Source organism: Bradyrhizobium sp. MOS002 (assembly GCF_003020115.1).
GTDB lineage: Bacteria > Pseudomonadota > Alphaproteobacteria > Rhizobiales > Xanthobacteraceae > Bradyrhizobium.
The window spans coordinates 406094-425872 of record NZ_PYFX01000003.1; the positions used below are offsets into that span (position 1 = coordinate 406094).

The window sequence follows — 19779 nt, forward strand, 5'->3', positions numbered from 1 at the left end:
CCAAGGCATCAACGTCTTGCCCGGCCGGTGGTCCCACGCCGGCCGGGCTCATGTGCCTTCCGCCACGCACAGGGACGAAACGAACAGGGACGAGACGAAGCAACGCGCAGAACAAGAGGCAAAGCGAGGAGCGATGCCCGCCAACGACGATTTGCAGAAGGCGCAACGCTTCCGCGAGGCGGCGCTGCCCTATCTCGACGACGTCTACACGCTCGCGCGCTATCTCTTGCGCGATGCCTCCGATGCCGAGGACGCGGTGCAGGAGTGCTATCTGCGCGCTCTGAAGCATTTCGACAGCTATCGCGGGCCGGCGATAAAGCCCTGGCTGTTCGCGATCCTGCGTAACGTCTGCAATGCCGAATATGCACGCCGCGCCCACAGGCACAGCGCGATCGAGGATACGCCCGGCGCTGCCGAGCAGACGCCGATCTGGCAGGAGACGGAGGCCAGCCCCGAAACCGAAGTGCTGCGCAGCCGCGATGCGGGCGCGATCCGCAAGCTGATCGACGCGCTCGCCGAGCCGTTCAAGGAGACATTCGTGCTGCGCGAGATCAACAACCTGTCCTATCGTGAAATCGCCGAGGCCGTCGGCGCGCCCGTCGGCACCGTGATGTCCCGCCTCGCCCGCGCCCGCGCCATGCTGCGCGCGGCCTGGACGGCGGATGAGGAGCAAGCAAGATGACCTGCGACGAAGCAAGGATCCTGCTTCACGCGCTGCTCGACAACGAGCTCGATGCCGGCCATGCGCGCGAGGTCGAAGCCCATATCGCCAGCTGCCCGGCCTGCGCTGCGGAGCTTTCGGCCCAACGCGACATGCAGCGCGTGCTCGCGGACGCCGATTTGCGCTACACCGCACCGGCGAGCCTGCGTGCGCGTATCGAGGCCTCGCTGCCGCAGCCGCAGCGTCAGCAGCCGAGCCGCCGCTCCGTGCTGCGCGGCTTTGCGATGGGCTCGGCAGTCTCCGCGCTCGCCGCCTCCGGCGTCGTCGCATTGGTGCTGCGCCAGGACGACCAGCAGCGTATCCTGTCGGAGGTCGTCTCCGCGCATCTGCGCTCGCTCCAGGCCGGCCACCTCATCGACGTGGTCTCGACCGACCAGCACACGGTGAAGCCGTGGTTCAACGGCAAGCTCGACGTCGCCCCGCCCGTGATCGACCTCACCGCACAAGGTTTTACGCTGGTCGGCGGCAGGCTCGATTATATCGACGCACGTGCCATCGGTGCCGTCGTCTACAAGCGCCGGCAGCACGTGGTCAATCTGTTCGTGTCGCAGACATCGAACGCGGAATACCGCGCGCCCAGGACCGAAACCATGCAGGGCTTCAACTGCCGGCGCTGGGGCAATCGCGGCCTGAACTTCTGGGCCGTCAGCGATCTCGGCGCAGACGAGCTCGCCGAGTTCGTCGACAAGTTCGAGGCGGCGATTAAGACGAATGTGGAGGGGTAGTGGCGCAACATCGCACCACGATGTTGATAGACCGAAGTGCCTCCACTTAGTCGTCCTGGCGAAAGCCAGGACCCATTACCACTGGGCAAAGTATGCACGTGGTACTGGCCCCGAGGTCTATTGATAAATCACGCGGCGTGGGTCCTGGCTTTTGCCAGGACGACACCGAGGGCTTGGAAGCATTGGAGCGGCACGCCAGTCTCGCGCGGCAGACCGCGCATTCGGCCTGAGGTTACGCCGACCGCCGCACCGCGTTGTCCACCAGCGTCTTGCCGAGCGACCAGATCGCGCCGGGGACCTTGTGGCTGCCGGCGATGACGTCGTCGAAGGCGCGCTCGATCCAGCCGCAATCTTCCTCGGTGATGGTGAGCGGCGGCAGAAGCTTGATGGTGTGGCTACCATGGCCGGCGACTTGCGTGAGGATCTTGTGGTCCTTGAACAGCGGCACGGTGATGAGCTGGCAGAACAGGCCCTTGTTGGCCGCCTCCAGCACGTTCCAGGACGCCCGCAGTCGCAGCGATTTCGGCGGGCCGAACTCGACGCCGATCATCAGGCCCTTGCCGCGGACTTCCTTCAACAGCTCGTAGCCGGGCACCATGCGCGTGAGCGCGAGGCGCAGCTCGGCACCGCGCTTGGCGGCGGACTCGATGAGCTTCTCGGACTCCATGATGTCGAGCGTGGCGATGCCCGCGGCCATCGCCAGGTCGTTCTTGGAGAAGGTTGAGCCGTGCACGACCGCACGATCCATCTGGTTGAAGATCTTGTCGAAGATGCTCTTACGCGTCAGCACCGCGCCGACCGGCACGTGGCCGCCGGACAACGACTTCGACAGCAGCACCATGTCGGGCTCGACGTTCCAGTGCTCGACCGCGAGGAAGCGGCCGGTGCGGCCCATGCCGGTCTGGATCTCGTCGGCGACGAACAGCGTGCCGTATTTCTTGCAGAGCGCCGCCGCACCAGGCAGGAACTCGTCGGTGGGCATGTTGACGCCCTTGCCCTGGATCGGCTCGACGACGAAGGCGGCTACCTCGCGCGAGGCCAGCGCCTTTTCGAGCGCCGCGAGATCGTTGAACGGGATCGAGGTGCAGCCCGGCAGCAGCGGCTCAAAGCCGGTGCGGAAGTTCGAATCACCGGTCAGCGACAGCGCGCCATAGGTCAGGCCGTGATAGCCGTGGGCACAATAGACGATGCCCGGACGGCCGGTGGCGCCGCGGGCGAACTTGATCGCGGCTTCGACGCATTCGGCGCCGGAATTGGCGAAGAATGCCTTGTCGAGATAGGGAACGTATTTCAAAAGCCGCTCGGCGAGGACGCCGGCAAGCACCGAGACGTCGAACTGGACGAGGTTGGGCAGGTCGGCATCGAGCACGCTTTTAAGCGCCTCGCGCATGACGGGATGATTGCGTCCGATCGCAAACACGCCAAAACCGGACAAGAGGTCGAGATAGCGCGCCCCGTCGCGGTCGTAGAGGTACTGTCCCTGCCCCTTCTGGAAGCCGACATCGTAGCCGATGGTCTTCAGAACCCGAACGAATTGCTCGTTCAGATGCCGATTATGCAGGACGCTGCGCTGGGCCTGGCGGTCCGCGAACAGCTGAGACATGTCTGGATTTGGGCTGTGCATCCGCTACATACTTCGGTTGAGGGCCGTCTCGTCAACTGAAAACGGACCGTTGCCAAAAACGGTCTGTGCGGCCTTTTGCCCTTTTTCGGACCATCTTCGCAAGCAGAGCTTTAGACCATGTTGCACTGCCAAGGAACTATCATGCGTTTAGCCCTTTACACCGGACTAATACTGGCTGGCGGTTACACCTGCCTGACCCCGGCGCTCGCCGCCGATCCGACCGGCGACTGGCGGGTCGCCGACGGCGTTGCCAACATTCGTGTCGCCCAATGCAATGGCAGCATGTGGGGCGCGGTTTCCTGGGAAAAACAGCCCGGCGGCCGCGACGAGAACAATCCGGACGCATCGAAAAAGACCCGGCCCACGCTTGGCATGGCGACCCTGATCGACATGAAGAAAAAGCCTGGCGCCGATCAGTGGGAAGGTCAGGTCTACAACGCCAAGGACGGCCAGCTCTACAGCGCGACCATCACGCCGGTTGGCACCGACCAGCTCGAAATCAAGGGCTGCGTGATGGGCTTCCTGTGCGGCGGCGAGACCTGGACCCGGGTCAGCCCCCCGATTCCCTTGAGCCCCGCCAACGCCATGGCCAAGGGCGCGCCGAAGCTCACCGGCGCGGCGCCGAAAGCCCCGGGAACGACGGGCGCTACAGCGGCGCAGCCTGCACCCGCAGCCCCGAAGGCCGCCGGCACGGCCAAACCCGGTCAGAAGGGTGCCGCCGACCAGGTCGGCGACATCTGCCTACTCCCTGAGATTGCGGGGTTTGCCCATTAGGGCGGGCTGAAACAGCAGCACGGCAGCGAGCGTTGTCACCAGCGACAGCGCGAGCAGCTTGCCCATGCTGGACGTGCCGGGATGGCTCGACAGCCAAAGGCTGCCGAACGCGGTCGCCGTTGTCAGCGCGCTGAAAAAGATCGCACGCGTCAGGCTGGTCTGGAGCAGGTTTGTCCTGCCCGAGCGCCAAGCCACGACATAGTAGATCTTGAAGGCCACGCCGACGCCGAGCAGCAGCGGGAACGCGACGATATTGGCGAAGTTGAGCGGCAAGCCGATCAGCACGCAGATCTCGAGCGTCACCGCGCCGGCCACCAGCAGCGGCACCAACGTCATCAGCACGTCGACGAACCTGCGCAGCGTGACCCACAGCAACAAGCCGATCACCAGCAGCGCATAGATACCGGCATGGATGAACGCCTTCACCACGGTGTCGCCCGACTTCAGGATCGAGACCGGGCCGCCGATCGCGGTCGGCTCGGCAACGAGCACCGCCGCCGCAAATTTGCGCAGCGTGTCGTTGTCGTTGGGATCGCCCTTCGGCAGCGCCTCGACGCGGATGATGCCGTCCTTGCTCTTCCAGGCGCTGACGAGATCCGCCGGCAATGACTTCAGGGTGACCGGCTCGGCCTGCATCGCGTTCCGGAGCTGGTCGAACACGATCTTCATCGGCGAGACGAACACGTCCTGCGCCTTGTTCCGCGTGGCCTCGTCGCCATTGGCGAGTTTGTCCAGTGCGTCCGCGAGCCGACGCGAGGCGACCGCACCCGGGCCCTTGGCATCGCCTGCAGTCCGGCGCAGATTGTCGACCGAGGATTTCAGCGCATCGACGTTTTCCTTGTCCGACGGCGCGGCGTCGATCTGGTCGGGATTGAGCGCGGGGTTCAGGACCTTGGCGCCCTGCGCGAGCAGCTTCAGCTTCGGCGGCTGGTCTTCAGGAACGAAGCTGTTGAGCGACATCACGCGCAACACCTCCGGCACCTTCTCCAGCTTCGCCTCCACCTGCCTTGCCTGCTCTTCCGACGTGGTCATCACGTTGATGGCATTGGCACCCGTGTTGGGATCCTTGCGCAAATCGAGGAAGGTCGCGATCGACTCTGCCTTCGGGTTGCGCAGGTTCATCGGGTTGAAGTCGAACTTCATGAAATAGAGCAGCGGCAGGCCGGCGACTGCCAGAAACATCGTGCCACCGACGACCAGCACGCGGTGCTTCTCCAGGAAGTGATCGAGCGGCGCCAGGAAGGCGTAGCCGACCGGCTCCTTCTCGCCGGGCGGGTTCAACAGCTTCAGCATCGCCGGCAGCACGGTGATGCTGGTGAGGAACGCGACCAGCATGCCGACGCCGGCGATCTGGCCGAGTTCGGCGATACCCTTGTAGTCGGTGGGGATGAAGCAGAGGAAGCCGGCCGCGGTCGCCATGGCCGCCAGCGACAACGGAATTGCCGAGCGCTTGGCAGCCAGGATCAGCGCACCCGAGAGATCGTTGTGCTTGTAGCGCTCGGAGCGATAGCGGACGCTGTACTGAATGCCGAAATCGACGCCGAGGCCGACGAACAGCACGGCGAACGCGATCGACAGCAAATTGAGCGAGCCCACCATCATCAGGCCGGCGGCGGTGGTCAGCGCAAGACCGACGAAGAGATTGACGAACACCGCGAAGATGATCTTCGCCGAATGCAGCGCCAGCCACAGGATGAGCAGCACGACGAGGACCGTGCCGATGCCGTTGACGACGGCACCTTCCTGGACGGTTGCATATTCCTCGTTGGCGATCGGGACCGGTCCGGTGAGCCGGACCCGCGCCTGGTATTTGGTGGCAAAATCCAGATCGGCTGCGGCCTTGCGGATCGCGTCGGTGGCGCCCTTGCCGGGCTCCAGCGCGTTGTAGTCGAGGACTGGCTTGAACTCGATGAAGGCGCGCTTGTCCGAATCCGTCAGCGGCTCGTCACTGACGAGCTCGCGCCAGGAGAAGGTCGCATTGCCCTTGTTGAGCACGGTCTCGACCGTTTGCGCGATCTGGTTGAAGGGCCGTTCGGTGTTGTCGAGCTTGACCTGGCCGCGCTTGACGCCGGCAAGTCCCGTTTCCAGCGCGCCGGTCAGGCCGCGGATCGAGGGATCGCCCGCCATGATCTCGATCAGGGGCGCGGCGGATTCGAACTGGCTGGTGACCTTGCCGACTTCCTCTGTCGGCAGGAACAACAGGCCATTCCTTTCGAAGAACTCGCCGGTGCCGAGCTGCTGCGTCGACTGGAAGTCGGTCTTGTTGTCCTTCAGCTTGGCATAGAGCGCGTCCGACGCTGCGGTCGCCATCTCCGGCGTCTTGGCTTCGACCACCGCCGTAATCGTGGCATCGCGGTCGAAGGCGCGATCGAACTGCTGGTCGCGTTGGCGCCAGTCCAGATTTTGAGCAATCAGCGAATTGATGTCGGTGTTGATGGCAAAGTGCTGGGACGTGTAATAGCCCGCCCCCACCGCCAGCAGGAGCCCGAGAGCGACGACGAGGGGGGCAAACCGGGTGCAGGCCCTGACGATGGCAACGACTACGCTTTGCAGCACTACTTTTCTTTCTGCGGTTAACAGCTTGCCGGAAACGCCCGCTGTTTAACGGAGTTCCCGGCCGAAACCTATTGCTGTTTTGAGGGTTATCGCCGCCAGAAGGCTGGAGGTAAACGGCGACAGACCGTGGCAAAATCATGCGGGACGGTCGGTATAGCCGGGGAGATGAGGCGGGAAAGTGACGAAGGGGCAAACACCGATGTCACCGTTTTGCTGACCAATCATCCTCTACTATAATACCGCAAAATTGATCCAGCTGGGAACCAAAGTTCATTCCACCTTTCCTTGCTGCCGATTTTTTGACACAAAGTGCTGCGCCTCCATGCACCGGAGGCCGGATAGGGGTGGGCGGCTACCGCGTGCGCGAAACTGATGGTGCGGATATTGCAACTCAGCTTCGTGTCGGGGTGTCCCCTGAGACTTGAGAGCGGATTGGTGCAACTTGCGTGATGGGCGTCCAATGGAAGTTTATCTGGCGCAACCGCGCGGCTTTTGCGCGGGGGTGGTGCGTGCGATCGAGATCGTGGAGCGGGCGCTGGAGAAGTACGGCCCGCCCGTCTACGTGCGCCATGAGATCGTGCACAACAAGTACGTCGTCGAGAGCCTGAAGAACAAAGGCGCGATCTTCGTCGAGGAACTGTCGGAGGTGCCACCGAAGGCTGTGACGGTCTTCAGCGCTCACGGCGTCGCCCGCAGCGTCGAGGAAGAGGCGGCCGCGCGCGACCTTCCGGTGCTCAATGCCACCTGCCCGCTGGTCACGAAAGTTCACAATCAGGGGAAGCGCTACATCGCCAGGGGCCGCACCCTGATCCTGATCGGCCATGCCGGCCACCCGGAGGTCGAGGGTACGATGGGCCAGGTTCCCGCCCCCGTACTGTTGGTCCAAAGCGTTGAAGAGGTTAAGGCCCTTGAGCTGCCGGCGGATACGCCAGTGGCCTATATCACCCAGACCACCCTGTCTGTGGATGACACCAAGGACATCATTTCGGCCCTGCAGGCGCGCTTTACAGATATTCAAGGCCCGGATATCCGGGATATCTGCTATGCGACACAGAACCGCCAATCTGCGGTAAGGGACTTGAGCAAGCTGGTCGACGTGATCTTGGTGGTGGGCGCTGCCAATAGCTCGAATTCGAACCGGCTCCGCGAAATCGGCACTGAGGCCGGTGTCGCGAGTTATCTGATTGCCGACGGCAGCGCGCTCAATCCGGAGTGGTTGAAAGATGCCAGAATCGTCGGCGTCACGGCCGGCGCTTCGGCGCCCGAGGTACTCGTGGATGACGTGATCGAAGCGATGCGGCGGATCGGACCGGTCAAGGTCTCGGTGCTTCCGGGCCGCGAGGAAAACATCGAATTCCGGCTTCCGGCCCAACTGGCTGCGAGCTGACCCACCCGAATTTCAAGCCCAGAAAGAAACTTGTAATGGCTATCCCCTTCTTCAAGGAAATGCGTATCGGCGGCTATTTGATCAAGCAGAAGCTGCTTGGCCGCAAGCGCTATCCGCTCGTGCTGATGCTGGAGCCGCTGTTCCGCTGCAACCTCGCCTGCGTCGGCTGCGGCAAGATCGATTATCCGGATGCGATCCTCAACCGCCGCATGACCGCGCAGGAGTGCTGGGACGCGGCCGACGAGTGCGGCGCGCCGATGGTCGCCATTCCCGGCGGCGAGCCGCTGATCCACAAGGAGATCGGCGAGATCGTGCGCGGCCTCGTGGCGCGCAAGAAGTTCGTCTCGCTCTGCACCAACGCGCTGTTGCTCGAGAAGAAGCTCGATCTGTTCGAGCCGTCGCCCTATCTGTTCTTCTCCGTCCATCTCGACGGCCTGAAGGAGCACCACGACAAGGCCGTGTCGCAGAAGGGCGTGTTCGACCGCGCCGTCTCCGCGATCAAGGCAGCCAAGGCCCGCGGCTTCACCGTCAATGTCAACGCCACCATCTTCGACGGCCACCCGGCAGAGGAGATCGCCAAATTCCTCGACCTCACGGTAGAGCTCGGTGTCGGCGTCTCGATGTCGCCGGGCTATGCCTATGAGCGCGCGCCCGACCAGGAGCACTTCCTCAACCGCACCAAGACCAAGAAGCTGTTCCGCGACGTCTTTGCGATGGGCAAGGGCAAGAAGTGGAATTTCATGCATTCCGGCCTGTTCCTCGACTTCCTCGCCGGCAACCAGGAATATGAGTGCACGCCCTGGGGCATGCCCGCGCGCAACATCTTCGGCTGGCAGAAGCCCTGCTATCTGCTCGGTGAAGGCTATGCAAAAACCTTCAAGGAGCTGATGGACACCACCGATTGGGAAACCTACGGCACCGGCAAGTACGAGAAGTGCGCGGACTGTATGGCCCATTGCGGCTACGAGCCCACGGCGGCGACCGCAGCCATCAACAACCCGCTTAAGGCGATGTGGGTGTCGCTGCGCGGCATCAGGACCACGGGTCCGATGGCGCCCGAGATCGACATGACCAAGCAGCGTCCGGCCCAGTACATCTTCTCGGCGGAAGTGCAGAAGCGCCTGTCGGAGATCCGCAAGGACGAGGCCGCAGCCGCCCAGGAGAAGGCTGCGCGGAAGGCTTCGACCGCCGCGTAAGCGCACTGACCTGTAGCTCGGATGGAGCGCAAGCGAATTCCGGGACGGTCCCTCCGCGTTGAAGACCCTGGATCTCGCTCCGCTCCATCCGAGCTACGCACCTCCGAAACAAAAAAGGCCCGGTCGCCATTGGCGATCGGGCCTTTTGTTTTGTCAGATCGACGACCCCGCTCAGGCCGCCTCGGAGACCAGCGCTTCGCTCTCCACGATCTCGGTGCCGATCAGGAAGTCGCGGCAGCCGCGCAAGGAGCGCAGCGCGCGGTTGAAGTCGAGGCCGGTCGAGACCAGTCCATGCAGCGCGGTCGGATTGCGCGCGATGCCGCGCAGCACGGCCAGCACGTCGATCTGGCCGTTCGGCTTGATGGCGGCGCGGGCGAGCGCCGGCAGCGCGCGATGGGCGGGATCGCTGATGACGCGGACCGCGGCGAACGGCAAGCCGGCCTCGGCGGCGTAGGCGGCTGCGATATGGCTTTCCATGTCGACGGCGGCTGCTCCCGTCTCCGAATGCAGCGCCGCCTTGCAGGAGCGCCCCGTGACCACTTCTTCGGCACCGGCGAGGCTGCCGCGCACCACGCGGCGGCGCCCGGACGTCAGGCGATCGATCAGGTCGTCGCCGAGCGAGAGGCCAGCGGCCCAGCGGGTATCGCCCGCGAGCACCTCGGTCGCCAGCACCACGTCGCCGGAGCGCAGCGTCGGGTCGAGCCCGCCGGCCACGCCAAAGGAGATCACGCCGCGAATCGTCTCGGGATCCAGCACCGTCAGCAGCGCCCGCAACTGGGTGGGGCTGCTCGACGAACAAATGACGGCCATGCCCGGCCCGGCCGCGATGCGGGCCTCCTGGACCAGTCCAGTCACGATCAATATCGGCCTCGGATCAACGGTTTGACCCGCGGTAAGATAGTCCCCCGTCCCCAAAGTCACATTCCGACCCCTACCACCCTGCTATTGGTGTTCCGCAAGTTCCGATACCGCGCCAACGCCCACAGCGGGAAGAACTTCGGATAACCATGGTACCGTAGATAGAATACACGGGGAAAGCCTGTGGCGGTGTACCGCTGTTCGTCCCACAGTCCTTTTTCGTTCTGTGTTGCAATCAGGTACTCCACCCCGCGGGCGACGGCCGGGTGATCAACCTCGCCAGCAGCCATCAAGGCAAGCAAGGCCCATGCCGTTTGCGAGGCGGTCGAGGGGGCAGCCTCCCAGCCCCGGTAGTCCAGCCGGTAGCTGACGGCATCCTCGCCCCAGCCGCCGTCCTGGTTCTGGATCGAGGCCAGCCAGCCGGTCGCCTTGCGCATCATCGGATCGTCATGGCGGACGCCGGCCATGTTGAGGGCGCACAGCACCGACCAGGTTCCATAGATGAAGTTCATGCCCCAGCGGCCGTACCAGGACCCTTCGGGGTGCTGGGTCTTGCGGAGGTAGGCGATCCCGTCCGCGACGTGCTTGCTGGTCTTCGCGGTCTCGCCGAGCTGGGCCAGCATCGAGATGCAGCGCGCGGTGACGTCCTCGGTCGGTGGATCGAGCAGCGCGCCATGGTCCGAGAACGGGATATTGTTCAGATAATATTCGAGGTTGTTGACATCGAAGGCGGCCCAGCCGCCGTCGTCGCTCTGCATGCCCTCGATCCACTCCCGGGCACGGTCGATCGCGGCGTCATAGCCGGTCGCACCGTGCTCCCGGCGCATCCGGTCCATCGACATCACGACCACCGCGGTGTCGTCGAGATCGGGATAATGGGCATTGTTGTACTGGAAGGCCCAGCCGCCCGGGCGCACGTCGGGCCGCTTCACCGCCCAGTCGCCCTTCACCTCGAGCTCCTGCTTCGGGATCAGCCAGTCGAGACCCTGCTTGGCCGCAGGCACCGCTCTGTCACCGCCGGCTTCGAGCAGTGCGTGGGCGGTCAGAGTCGTGTCCCACACCGGCGAGACGCAGGGCTGGCAATAGGCTTCGTCGTCCTTGATCACGAGCAGCTTGTCGATACCCCGGCGCGTGATGGCGCGCGGCGGATAACTCTCATTCTTGCCGAGCGCGTCGTACATCATGACGATGTTGGCCATCGGCGGATAGATCGCGCCCATGCCGTCCTCGCCGTTCAGCCGCTCCTCGGTGAAGGCGAGCGCGGCGTCGATGGCGCGCTTGCGCAGGCTTTTGGGAAACATCGGCTCGACCACGCGCAAAATGCCGTCGAGCGCGCGGAACAGCACGAACCAGGCCATGCTCTGGTGCGGCGCCTTGGCGGTCATGCCGATCGAGCGCGGGTCCTGCAGGAACAGCTCGTCGATGCCGACGCCCTTGGGATTCTTCGCCCGCGGCTTCAGCGCGGCGATGACCATCAGCGGCACCATGGTGGTGCGCGCCCAGTAGGAGATCTTGTTGATGTGGAACGGCGACCAGAACGGCAGCAGCACGATCTCGATCGGCAGCACCGGTACCGCGCGCCAGGTCACGACGCCAAACATCGCAAGCATGAAGCGCGTGAAGACGTTGCTGTGAATGGCGCCGCCGCGGGAATGGATCGCCTCGCGCGCACGCACCATGTGCGGCGCGTCGACGGAATCCCCGATCATCTTCAGCGCGAAATACGCCTTGACGCTAGCGCTCATGTCGAACTCGCCGTCATGCACCAGCGGCCAGCCGCCATGGGCGCCCTGCACGCGTCGAAGATAATTGGCGATCTTGGCTTCGAGCACGGCATCGACCGGCTCGGCGAGATAGTGGCGCAGCAGGACGTATTCGGCCGGAATCGTGCAATCGGCCTCGAGCTCGAACACCCAATGGCCGTCGGATTGCTGGAAGCCGAGGACGCCTTCGGTGGCCGACGCAATGCTCGATTCCAAGCTCCTGAATTCTTGGGCTTCGCGGCTGGTCGCGTTCACGGAATCCATCTCGCTCGATTGCTCCGATAGTCGATTGAATTGGCCGAAATTGACCGGGACAAATGCCCGTCAGGGCCGCCTGTCAGTATCCCTTGGCGGCCAGAACCAGATCGGCGGCGCGATCACCGGATCGGACCGATCCCTCGATGGTTGCAGGCAATCCCGTAGCAGTCCAATCGCCTGCAAGAAACAGGTTTTTCAGCGCAGTGACCGGCCCTGGACGCAGGGCATTCTGCGCCGGCGTCGCCGCAAATGTGGCACGGCGCTCGCGCACAATCTGCCAGGGGGGCAGCTCGCCGGAAACACCGCCCGCCTTGCAGACGTCGTTCCAGATCGCTCGTGCGAGTTCCTCGCGCGGCATGTCGACCAGACGGTCGCCGTTGCTGATGGTGACGGACAGCCGGTTCGGGAACGCAAACAGCCATTCCACGACGCCGCCGATCACGCCGAGGATCGGCGCCGATCCCGCCGGCGGCTCGACGCGGAAATGCGCATTCACGATGGCGCGGAATTCGGTCGGCGTCTTCAGGCCCGGCAGCAGGTTGGAGGCAGCGCGTGGCGGCACCGCCATCACGACGACGTCGCCCGCACCGATCTGGATCACATCCTCGCCGCCGAAATTCAGCGCGCCGACCTTCCCGTCATGGGTCGCAAACGAGCGCAGCTCATGGCCGAGTTGAACGCTGTGCCCGCGCTCCTGCAAGAACGTCACGGCAGGCTCGATCAGCACCGCGCTGAGCCCGTCGCGCGCGATCAGGGGACGGCAGGCCTGCCCGCCGGCGAGCAGCGTCTCGCGGACGATCGCGCCGGCAAGCCCCGCCGAGCCTTCGGGAGGATCGACGTTGAGCGCCGCGAGCAGCAGCGGCTGCACCAGGCGCTGATAGAGAACGCCCTCGCAGGGAATGGACTTGCCGACCAGCGTCTGTTCCGAGGCCCAGATCAGCGGCGCCAGCTTCAGATAATCGGTCAACCCGGTGTCGGGGACGCGGCGGCTCTCGTCGAGCACCCAGGTCGGCAGGCGGCCGTCACCGAGATCGATCTGCCAGCGCTGCCCGGTCGTGAGGTCGACGAAGGGAAACTGCGCGCGCTCCGGACCGACGAGGCCCGCCTCGGTGCCGATCGAGCGCGCATAGGCGCGCGCATGGCTGTTGCCGGACAGCAGCAAATGGTTGCCGTTGTCGATGGTGAGATTGGTGGCGCCGTCGAAATAGGAACGGCAGCGGCCGCCGGCCTGCTGCGTCGCCTCGTGCACGGCGATCTTGAAGCCGGCATTGGCAAGCCGCACGGCGGCGGAGAGGCCGGAGATTCCAGCACCGATGATGTGAGCTGTTTTCTGCATCAGATGAGAGCGTAACGGAGCAGGATGGCGATGCGTGTGATCTTCGACACACGCACCGGCTCGCGCGGCGCGTTGAACCCGCGCGCGATCAGGAGGTCCAGAATGGCGTGATAGTATTTCGACATCATCCGCGGCGCGCGCACCGCGCGGCGCCGGTTGCGGTTCATGATCTCGTCCGACTTCTCGAAATACAGCTTTGCACGCTGCGCCAGCGGCAGGCAGACCTTCGACAGCGCGCGTTCGACGATCACGCGGTCCGGATCGTTGGAGGTGATGCCGGCATGCAGCAGCGCTTCGCGCGGCAGATAGAGCCGGCCGAGGCCTGCGTCCTCGTCGATGTCGCGCAGGATGTTGGTGAGCTGGAGCGCGCGGCCGAGATGATGAGCGAGCTCGATGCCGTCTGCTTCCGGCAGGCCGAAGACCCGAACCGACAGCCGCCCCACGGCACTCGCGACGCGATCGCAATAGAGATCCAGCGTCGCCATGTCGGGCGCGCGGATGTCCTGCGGCACGTCCATCTCCATGCCGTCGACAATCGCGAGGAAATCCTCGCGCTTGAGGCCGAAGGTCTTCACCGAGGCGAGGTAGTCCTTCAGCCGCGGCGGCGGATTGCCCTGGTAGAGCGCGTCGATGTCGTTGCGCCACGCCTGAAGCGCGGCGAGCCGCTCGTCGCGCGGACCATCGGAATCGGCGATGTCGTCGACCTGACGGCAGAAGCTGTAGATCTGGAACATCGCTTCGCGCTGGTCGTGCGGCAGGATGCGCATCGCGGCGTAGAACGAACTGCCGGATGCGGTCGAGCCATAATTGGCGCCGGGCGAGGCCGCCTCAAGCGTCATGTGCAGTCCCCGGTCTGGAAATGGCCTTGCGTCCGACCGCGCGGCGGCCCACTTCGCCGATCATGCCGGCGAGGCTGAAGGTGAGGAGCTCGAACTTGTTCAGGTGCACGCGCTCGCGCAGGGGATCGCGCACCTTCAACAGGCGCACGATGCGGTCGGCATAGGCCTGGATCACCGAGACCTCGACGCCGAGGCGGAAATCCCGGATCTCCGCAGCTAGCGACCTGCCCTCCTCGAGCAGCGCTTCGTTGCGCACGGCGAGAGCCTGAAGGCAGGCCAGCATCGCCGGCGGCGACTGCGCCAGTCCGAGCTGCTCGACCGAGGCGCCACTCGCGGCCAGCGCATCGCGCGGCAGATAGACGCGGTTGAGCTCGCGGAAATCCTTGCCGCAATCCTGAAGGTGGTTGTTGATCTGCAGCGCCGCGCAGAGCGCATCCGACGCGGCCCAGGTCGCGGTGCTCTCACCATGGACGTCGAGCATGAAGCGGCCTACCGGCATCGCCGAGTAGCGGCAATAATGGATGACCTCGTCCCAATTCTCGTAGCGCAACTTGGTCACGTCCATACGGAACGCGATGAGCACGTCGAGCGCGTGGCGCGGCGCCATGCCGCGTTCGGCCAGTGCGTGCCGCAAGCTGACGGCCTCGGCCTGGGTATCGCCCCTGCCGAGCAATTCCGCCTCGAGCAGGTCGAGATAAGCGAGCTTCTCGTCCGGCGGCAGCGTCGCGTGGTCGGCGATGTCGTCGGCGGTGCGGACGAAATTGTAATACGCCAGGATCAGCGCGCGATGACGCGGATGAATGATCCAGGACGCGACGGGAAAATTCTCGTCGCGCTCACCCTTGCCGGATCGCAATTCGCTCGCAGAGGTCATCGAGGGCTGGTCTACAATCGTTTGGACAGGAAGGGCTTTTTGGCTCGCGCTAGCCCGTGCGGGCAATGCCGCCGCGGCCCCCATATAGGGGAATACGGCCGCAAAACCAATCCTGTCTCTCGATGGCTGCCCTTTGCGGATCAGGTCCGAAAAGGCGGCCCCGGAGGCCGCCTTTTGTGGGCCAGTGGCCGAGCTTACTGGTTGTGGTTCTTCAGGACCTGGTCACAGGCCTGAGAGATCTTGGCCCGGTTCTCCTTGAGGCAGGCCAGGATGGTGAAATCGCCCTGGTCAATGACCGGACGGCAGAGCTTCTGCACATCGCGCGAGCAGGCCTTCTGCTCGGCGTCCGTGCCGCGCCCTTGCTGGGCGAACGCTGTGGTCGAGAGGGAGGCCGACAGCAAGGTGAGAGCGACGAGAAGCTTACGCATTGTATTCCTTCATTCTGACGGCAGAATCGCACCGATCCCGGACAGCACAGGGCGACGACCGGAAGGATTGTTCTGATGGCAAGTCGCCGCGGGAGTAGCGGCCTCGGAGAAGGCACAAGCACTGGCAAATGCGGCCAAATTGGCGCCGCGTCCACCAAATCAGGTCTTCCCTGCGCCTTCTCTGGCAAATGTAAGAGACTGATACTACGTCATAATCCAGGCACGCCGCGTTTTGCTGCGCACCTGTTGCAGAGCTGCATCTCTCCATCCCGCCTCGGGCGCCAGAAACATGCCGAAACGCAGAGAATCCGGAGGCCAATCATGGCAAGTGCGCTTCGCGATGCCGACATGTGGGCGGCCGGCCATTGAACCTGACACAGGCTCGGAACACTAAACCTTCGATGTGGCGAGACGTTCTTCGTGATACGCGGACGTCGTTCCAAAACGGGATATTTTGAGATGAAATTCTTTGGACGATCTGAACTGGCAATCAAGGCGGCCGGCATCGGCGCTGTGCTGCTCTTTTCGGTTTCGGCAAGTCAGGCTCAGTCGTCCGGACCGTTTGCAGGTTTTGAGGGCGCGTGGACCGGCACGGGTACGGTATCGCTGTCCGACGGCTCCACCGAGCGCATTCGCTGCAAGGCGGACTACAAGGTTGCCGGCACCGGTCTCAGCCTCAAGCAGGCGCTGCACTGCGCGTCCGACAGCTACAAGTTCGACCTCACCAGCGACGTGACCAGCCAGGGCGAGCGCATCTCCGGCAATTGGAGCGAGACCAACCGCAACATCTTCGGCAATCTGCAGGGCACCGCCGGCGGCGGCCAGATCGAGGTGTTCGTCGAGGCCAACGGCTTTGCCGCTAATTTGTCGCTGCGCACCAACGGCACCAAGCAGACGGTGCAGATCTCATCCAAGGGCGAGATTCGCGGCGTCAACATCACGATGACGAAGGGCTGACAGCTCTTACCGCTTCGAAAGCAGCAAGCCCCGGTTCTCGCGAACCGGGGCTTTGTTGTTTTTTCGGAGACGCGGCGCAGTCGCCCGGACCGCGCCGATTCCATGTCCGATGGATGCAGCCGCTCAGATCGCCGGCTTGTCCGTGCCCTGAAGCTTGGCGTGCAGATTGATCAGCCACATCGCCGTCGGCCGCAGGATGAAGAGGTCGGCGACGAGCGCCATCACCATCGAGAAGGCGCTGAGCCAGCCGAACAGCCGCAGCGACGGCAGGTCGGAGAACACCGTGACGACGAGACCGCAGGCCAGCACCAGCGTGGTCAGGATCAATGCCGGGCCGACCAGCACGGTCGCGCGCTCCACCGCGAGCGCCGAGCCGACGCCCGGCTTGCTCTCCAGCCTGAGGCGGTTGAGGAAGTGGATGGTGGCGCTTAAGCCCAGGCCAAACGAAACGGTCAGAGCCACGACGCTGGCGAATTGCAGCCCCTCGCCCATCGCCCACAGCACCGTTCCCGACATCACGACGGGGAAGATGCCCGGCAGGATGCAGGCGAACATCACCACCCAGGAACGGAAGGCAAGGCCGATGAAGATCGCGACCAGCGCGAATTCGACGGTAAGCCCGCGGTTGAGCTTCTCGATCATGCCGGCCGAGTTGCGCGCGGCAATCGCGGCAAGACCCGTGACCGCCACTTCATAGCCGGGATGCTTCTTGCGGACGGCGTCGAGCTCGGAATCAAGCTTGTCGACGATCGGCAGGAGCTGGCTGGAATCCTTGTCCGGCACGCGGCCTGCGACCACGACGGCGTCCTGCTCGGCATCGATGAATCGGCGCACCAGATGCTCCGGAATGACGCTGACATATTCCTTGAGCGTCGCGACGTCGGCGCTGCCGGCCTTGTCCGCGAGCCAGCGGCGCAGGGTCTCGACCGACCAGACATTGCCGACACCGGCCGCCTTCTCCACCGTCGCGTGCACGTCCGCGATGGTCTGCAGCGTCTCCGGCGAATAGAGCGATTCACCCTTGGGGAACTGGATCAGAACGTTGACCGGGTTGGCGCCGGTGAGCTTGGCGTCGAGCCGGTCGCTGGCGGCGACCGCCTGGCGCTTGTCCGGCACCTGGTCGGCGAGTCGGTAGCGCGGCTCCAGATTGGCGTAGATGACGCCGAGGCCCGCCACGAACACCACGGCGATCAGGCTGAACAGGCCGGGGCGGCCCACCATGCGCACCGCGATCCAGTAGCAGAAATTACGCAGCGCCTGCACGCCGGCATCCGCGCTCTGGAACTTGGTCGCAAAGACCTTTTCGTTGCGCACCAACAGCACGCCGAACACCGGCACCAGCGACAACACCGCGACTAGCGCGATGATGGTGGCGGCGAGACCCGCCTCGCCGAACTTGCGGATCAGATCGGAGTCGGAGAACTGGAGCGCGATGAAGGAAATGCCGGCGGTGCCGTGCGTCAGCACGCAGGCCGGTCCCACCACCAGCACCGCGTTCTTGAACGCGGTGAACTTGTCCTGGCCCGCGATCAGCCGGTCGCGCGCGGCGAAGGTGAGCTGCATCGAGTCCGAAAAGCTGATGACCATGATGAGCGGCGTCATCACGTTCAGGAACATGTTGAGATTGAAATTGGCCCAGCCGAGCGCGCCGAGCGCCAGCAGGATCGCGATCATCGGCGGGAACGCCGCCGCCACCATGAACGAGATCTTGCGGAAGAAGATGATGGCGATGACACAGCCGGCGAGAATGCCGAGGATGTTGTAGGTGAGCCCGTCGCGCTCGACCGCATTGCGGATCTCGAGCTGCATCACCGGCACGCCGGAAAGCTGCACATTGAGGCCGGTGTCGCCAAGGTCTTCCTTCATCAGCGCGCGGATCTCGGCGACGGTCTTGGTCAGCTTATTGGAGGCGACCACCTCCGGATCGAGCGACAGCACGATCAGCGCCAGCGTGCCGTCCTCGGACAACAGCTTGCCGCGGATGATCTCGTTGGCTTTGACGCCCTCGATGAACTTGTTGTAGGCCTCGCCCTCGGGCAGCTCGGGCGGGAACAGCGCGGCGGGAAGCTTGCCCGGCGCCGGCGCCTGACGCGCGGAGAACAGCGAGACCAGTCCGCGCGTACCTTCCACCAGCTGCATGTCGGTGACGAAGTCGCGCAGCTTCTCGAGGTTGTTCCGCGCCAGCAGGGTCTTGCCTTCGACCACGACGAGGACGTCGAATTCCTCGGCCGGGAACTTCTTGGTCACCGCTTCGTACTGGCGGAATTCCGGCGTGTTGGACCGGAACAGCTGCGACAGCGAATCGTCGATCTTGATCCGGTGAATACCGAACACGGCGCCGACGATCAGCACGACCAAAACGATGCAGGAGACGATGGGCGCCCGGACTGCGATCAGCCCGATACGCTCCAGCCCGAAGGCGATCGAGGACGCAGGTCCCTGCTCGACCTTGTCGACATGAACCTCACTCTCGCTGTGCTTTTCGAGCATGCCTTGTCCAGTTCCTAAATCGGCTCGGGTCTGTGAGCTTGTCGCGCCCCGCGAACGGCTTGAAAACGCCATACCAATGGGAGGCTTGCCCTTTGAAAATGCGCAGAAAATCGCCGCGAGGGGTTTAGCAGGTCAATCACCCTTCTCGCAAGCAGGCGGAGTGTGGCTGAATCGATCAAGATGTGGAGATTTTGCCGCAATGCCCCTTCATTCGGGCAAAGCCGTGCCAATTCGACGCGGCGCGCGGTCCGCGCTCTCGTCCTTCAGCGCCACACCGCTCACTTCCCGCGCGAGCCCCTCGCGGACCAGCCAGGCGATCTTGAAGGCAGCCTCGTCATAGCTCAACCCGGCCTTGTGGATGTTCGACACGCAATTGCGCTCGGCATCGGTCCGGCCCGGCTTCGGTGCGAAAGTCAGATAGGCGCCGAGACTGTCGGGCGCCGACAGGCCCGGCCGCTCGCCGATCAGCGTCACGACCATGCGCGCGCCGAGAATGGCGCCGATCTCGTCGCCGAGCGCGACGCGCGCGCCTGAGGCGACGACGACATGGCCGATCGCGACACCATCGTCGGCTGCGAGCAGCGGCAGCAGGCGCATCACCAGCGCGACCGCATGGGCGTGGACCGCCGCCGCCGACAGCCCATCGCCAATCACGACCGCGAGCTGGCACGGCTCCGGCGCGCTCCGCGCCAGAGCCTCGACTGATCCGACATCGAGCCGTCTGCCCAGGTCAGGCCGCCGCAGATAGTCCCTGCGGTCGACCGCCTGGCTGTTCGCCTCGGTGACGACGAGGCCAAGTGCGCGGAGATCCGCGACCAGCCGCGGCGCATCGAAGACGGCATGCACGGCATCGCGGGCGCGGGCGTGGTCCAGCGTGAAATCGAGCAGCGCCCGCGTCGGCAGGCTCGCGCCGCTGCGCCCGAGCGCGACTCGCGCGGGCGTGAGCGACCGCAGGTCGAGGGTCGGACGACGCGGGGTGACCGGATCAGACAT

Annotated in this window: 16 protein-coding genes; 6 read left to right on the plus strand and 10 right to left on the minus strand. The window is 64.4% G+C overall.

From position 1 onward, the window contains the following. The first annotated feature begins 133 nt into the window (after positions 1-133). Positions 134-682: a sigma-70 family RNA polymerase sigma factor gene (locus tag C7G41_RS10675; protein ID WP_199198296.1), complete on the plus strand. Its 549-nt coding sequence runs from the start codon at positions 134-136 to the stop codon at positions 680-682. Then, positions 679-1446 (plus strand): anti-sigma factor, encoded by a 768-nt coding sequence (locus C7G41_RS10680; protein WP_106942523.1) that lies wholly within the window; start codon positions 679-681, stop codon positions 1444-1446. The genes C7G41_RS10675 and C7G41_RS10680 overlap by 4 nt, the downstream gene beginning before the upstream one ends. Positions 1447-1678: 232 nt before the next feature. On the opposite strand, the gene hpnO is transcribed toward C7G41_RS10680, so the two are convergent. Further along, positions 1679-3070 (minus strand): aminobacteriohopanetriol synthase HpnO, encoded by a 1392-nt coding sequence (hpnO, locus tag C7G41_RS10685; protein WP_106942524.1) that lies wholly within the window; start codon positions 3068-3070, stop codon positions 1679-1681. Positions 3071-3211: 141 nt separating this feature from the next. Here hpnO and C7G41_RS10690 point away from each other — a divergent pair, with 141 nt between their 5' ends. Beyond that, complete coding sequence (locus C7G41_RS10690) at positions 3212-3844, plus strand: DUF2147 domain-containing protein (RefSeq protein ID WP_199198297.1); 633 nt, start codon at positions 3212-3214, stop codon at positions 3842-3844. Here the strand turns inward: C7G41_RS10690 and C7G41_RS10695 are convergent. Next, the gene (locus C7G41_RS10695) at positions 3812-6400 is read right to left on the minus strand and encodes an MMPL family transporter (protein WP_106942526.1); all 2589 of its coding nucleotides are present in this window, start codon (positions 6398-6400) and stop codon (positions 3812-3814) included. The genes C7G41_RS10690 and C7G41_RS10695 overlap by 33 nt on opposite strands. Before the next feature lie 460 nt (positions 6401-6860). Here C7G41_RS10695 and ispH point away from each other — a divergent pair, with 460 nt between their 5' ends. Together ispH and hpnH are read left to right on the plus strand one after the other, a co-directional pair. Next, positions 6861-7787: a 4-hydroxy-3-methylbut-2-enyl diphosphate reductase gene (gene ispH, locus C7G41_RS10700; RefSeq protein WP_027516858.1), complete on the plus strand. Its 927-nt coding sequence runs from the start codon at positions 6861-6863 to the stop codon at positions 7785-7787. Between the two features lie 35 nt (positions 7788-7822). Then, on the plus strand, positions 7823-8983 hold the full coding sequence (hpnH, locus tag C7G41_RS10705) for an adenosyl-hopene transferase HpnH (RefSeq protein WP_106942527.1): 1161 nt from the start codon (positions 7823-7825) through the stop codon (positions 8981-8983). Positions 8984-9154: 171 nt separating this feature from the next. On the opposite strand, the gene C7G41_RS10710 is transcribed toward hpnH, so the two are convergent. The 6 genes from C7G41_RS10710 to C7G41_RS37735 form a co-directional block, all read right to left on the minus strand. Then, positions 9155-9904: a phosphorylase gene (locus C7G41_RS10710; RefSeq protein ID WP_027516857.1), complete on the minus strand. Its 750-nt coding sequence runs from the start codon at positions 9902-9904 to the stop codon at positions 9155-9157. After that, a complete protein-coding gene (gene shc / locus C7G41_RS10715; RefSeq protein WP_106942528.1) occupies positions 9901-11868 on the minus strand; it encodes a squalene--hopene cyclase in 1968 nt (655 codons plus the stop codon). The genes C7G41_RS10710 and shc overlap by 4 nt, the downstream gene beginning before the upstream one ends. A gap of 73 nt (positions 11869-11941) precedes the next feature. Next, a complete protein-coding gene (hpnE, locus tag C7G41_RS10720) occupies positions 11942-13198 on the minus strand; it encodes a hydroxysqualene dehydroxylase HpnE (RefSeq protein ID WP_106942529.1) in 1257 nt (418 codons plus the stop codon). After that, positions 13198-14037: a presqualene diphosphate synthase HpnD gene (gene hpnD, locus C7G41_RS10725; protein WP_106942530.1), complete on the minus strand. Its 840-nt coding sequence runs from the start codon at positions 14035-14037 to the stop codon at positions 13198-13200. Before hpnD ends, hpnE begins: the two co-directional genes overlap by 1 nt. Next, on the minus strand, positions 14027-14911 hold the full coding sequence (gene hpnC, locus C7G41_RS10730) for a squalene synthase HpnC (protein WP_199198298.1): 885 nt from the start codon (positions 14909-14911) through the stop codon (positions 14027-14029). The genes hpnD and hpnC overlap by 11 nt, the downstream gene beginning before the upstream one ends. 194 nt (positions 14912-15105) lie before the next feature. After that, a complete protein-coding gene (locus C7G41_RS37735) occupies positions 15106-15339 on the minus strand; it encodes a hypothetical protein (protein WP_199198299.1) in 234 nt (77 codons plus the stop codon). A gap of 459 nt (positions 15340-15798) precedes the next feature. Between C7G41_RS37735 and C7G41_RS10745 the strand changes: the two genes are divergently transcribed. After that, a complete protein-coding gene (locus C7G41_RS10745) occupies positions 15799-16296 on the plus strand; it encodes a hypothetical protein (RefSeq protein WP_106942534.1) in 498 nt (165 codons plus the stop codon). Between the two features lie 123 nt (positions 16297-16419). Here the strand turns inward: C7G41_RS10745 and C7G41_RS10750 are convergent, their stop codons facing one another. Together C7G41_RS10750 and eutC are read right to left on the minus strand one after the other, a co-directional pair. Next, positions 16420-18786: an RND family transporter gene (locus C7G41_RS10750; protein WP_106942535.1), complete on the minus strand. Its 2367-nt coding sequence runs from the start codon at positions 18784-18786 to the stop codon at positions 16420-16422. A gap of 207 nt (positions 18787-18993) precedes the next feature. Then, positions 18994-19779 (minus strand): ethanolamine ammonia-lyase subunit EutC, encoded by a 786-nt coding sequence (gene eutC / locus C7G41_RS10755; protein WP_106942536.1) that lies wholly within the window; start codon positions 19777-19779, stop codon positions 18994-18996.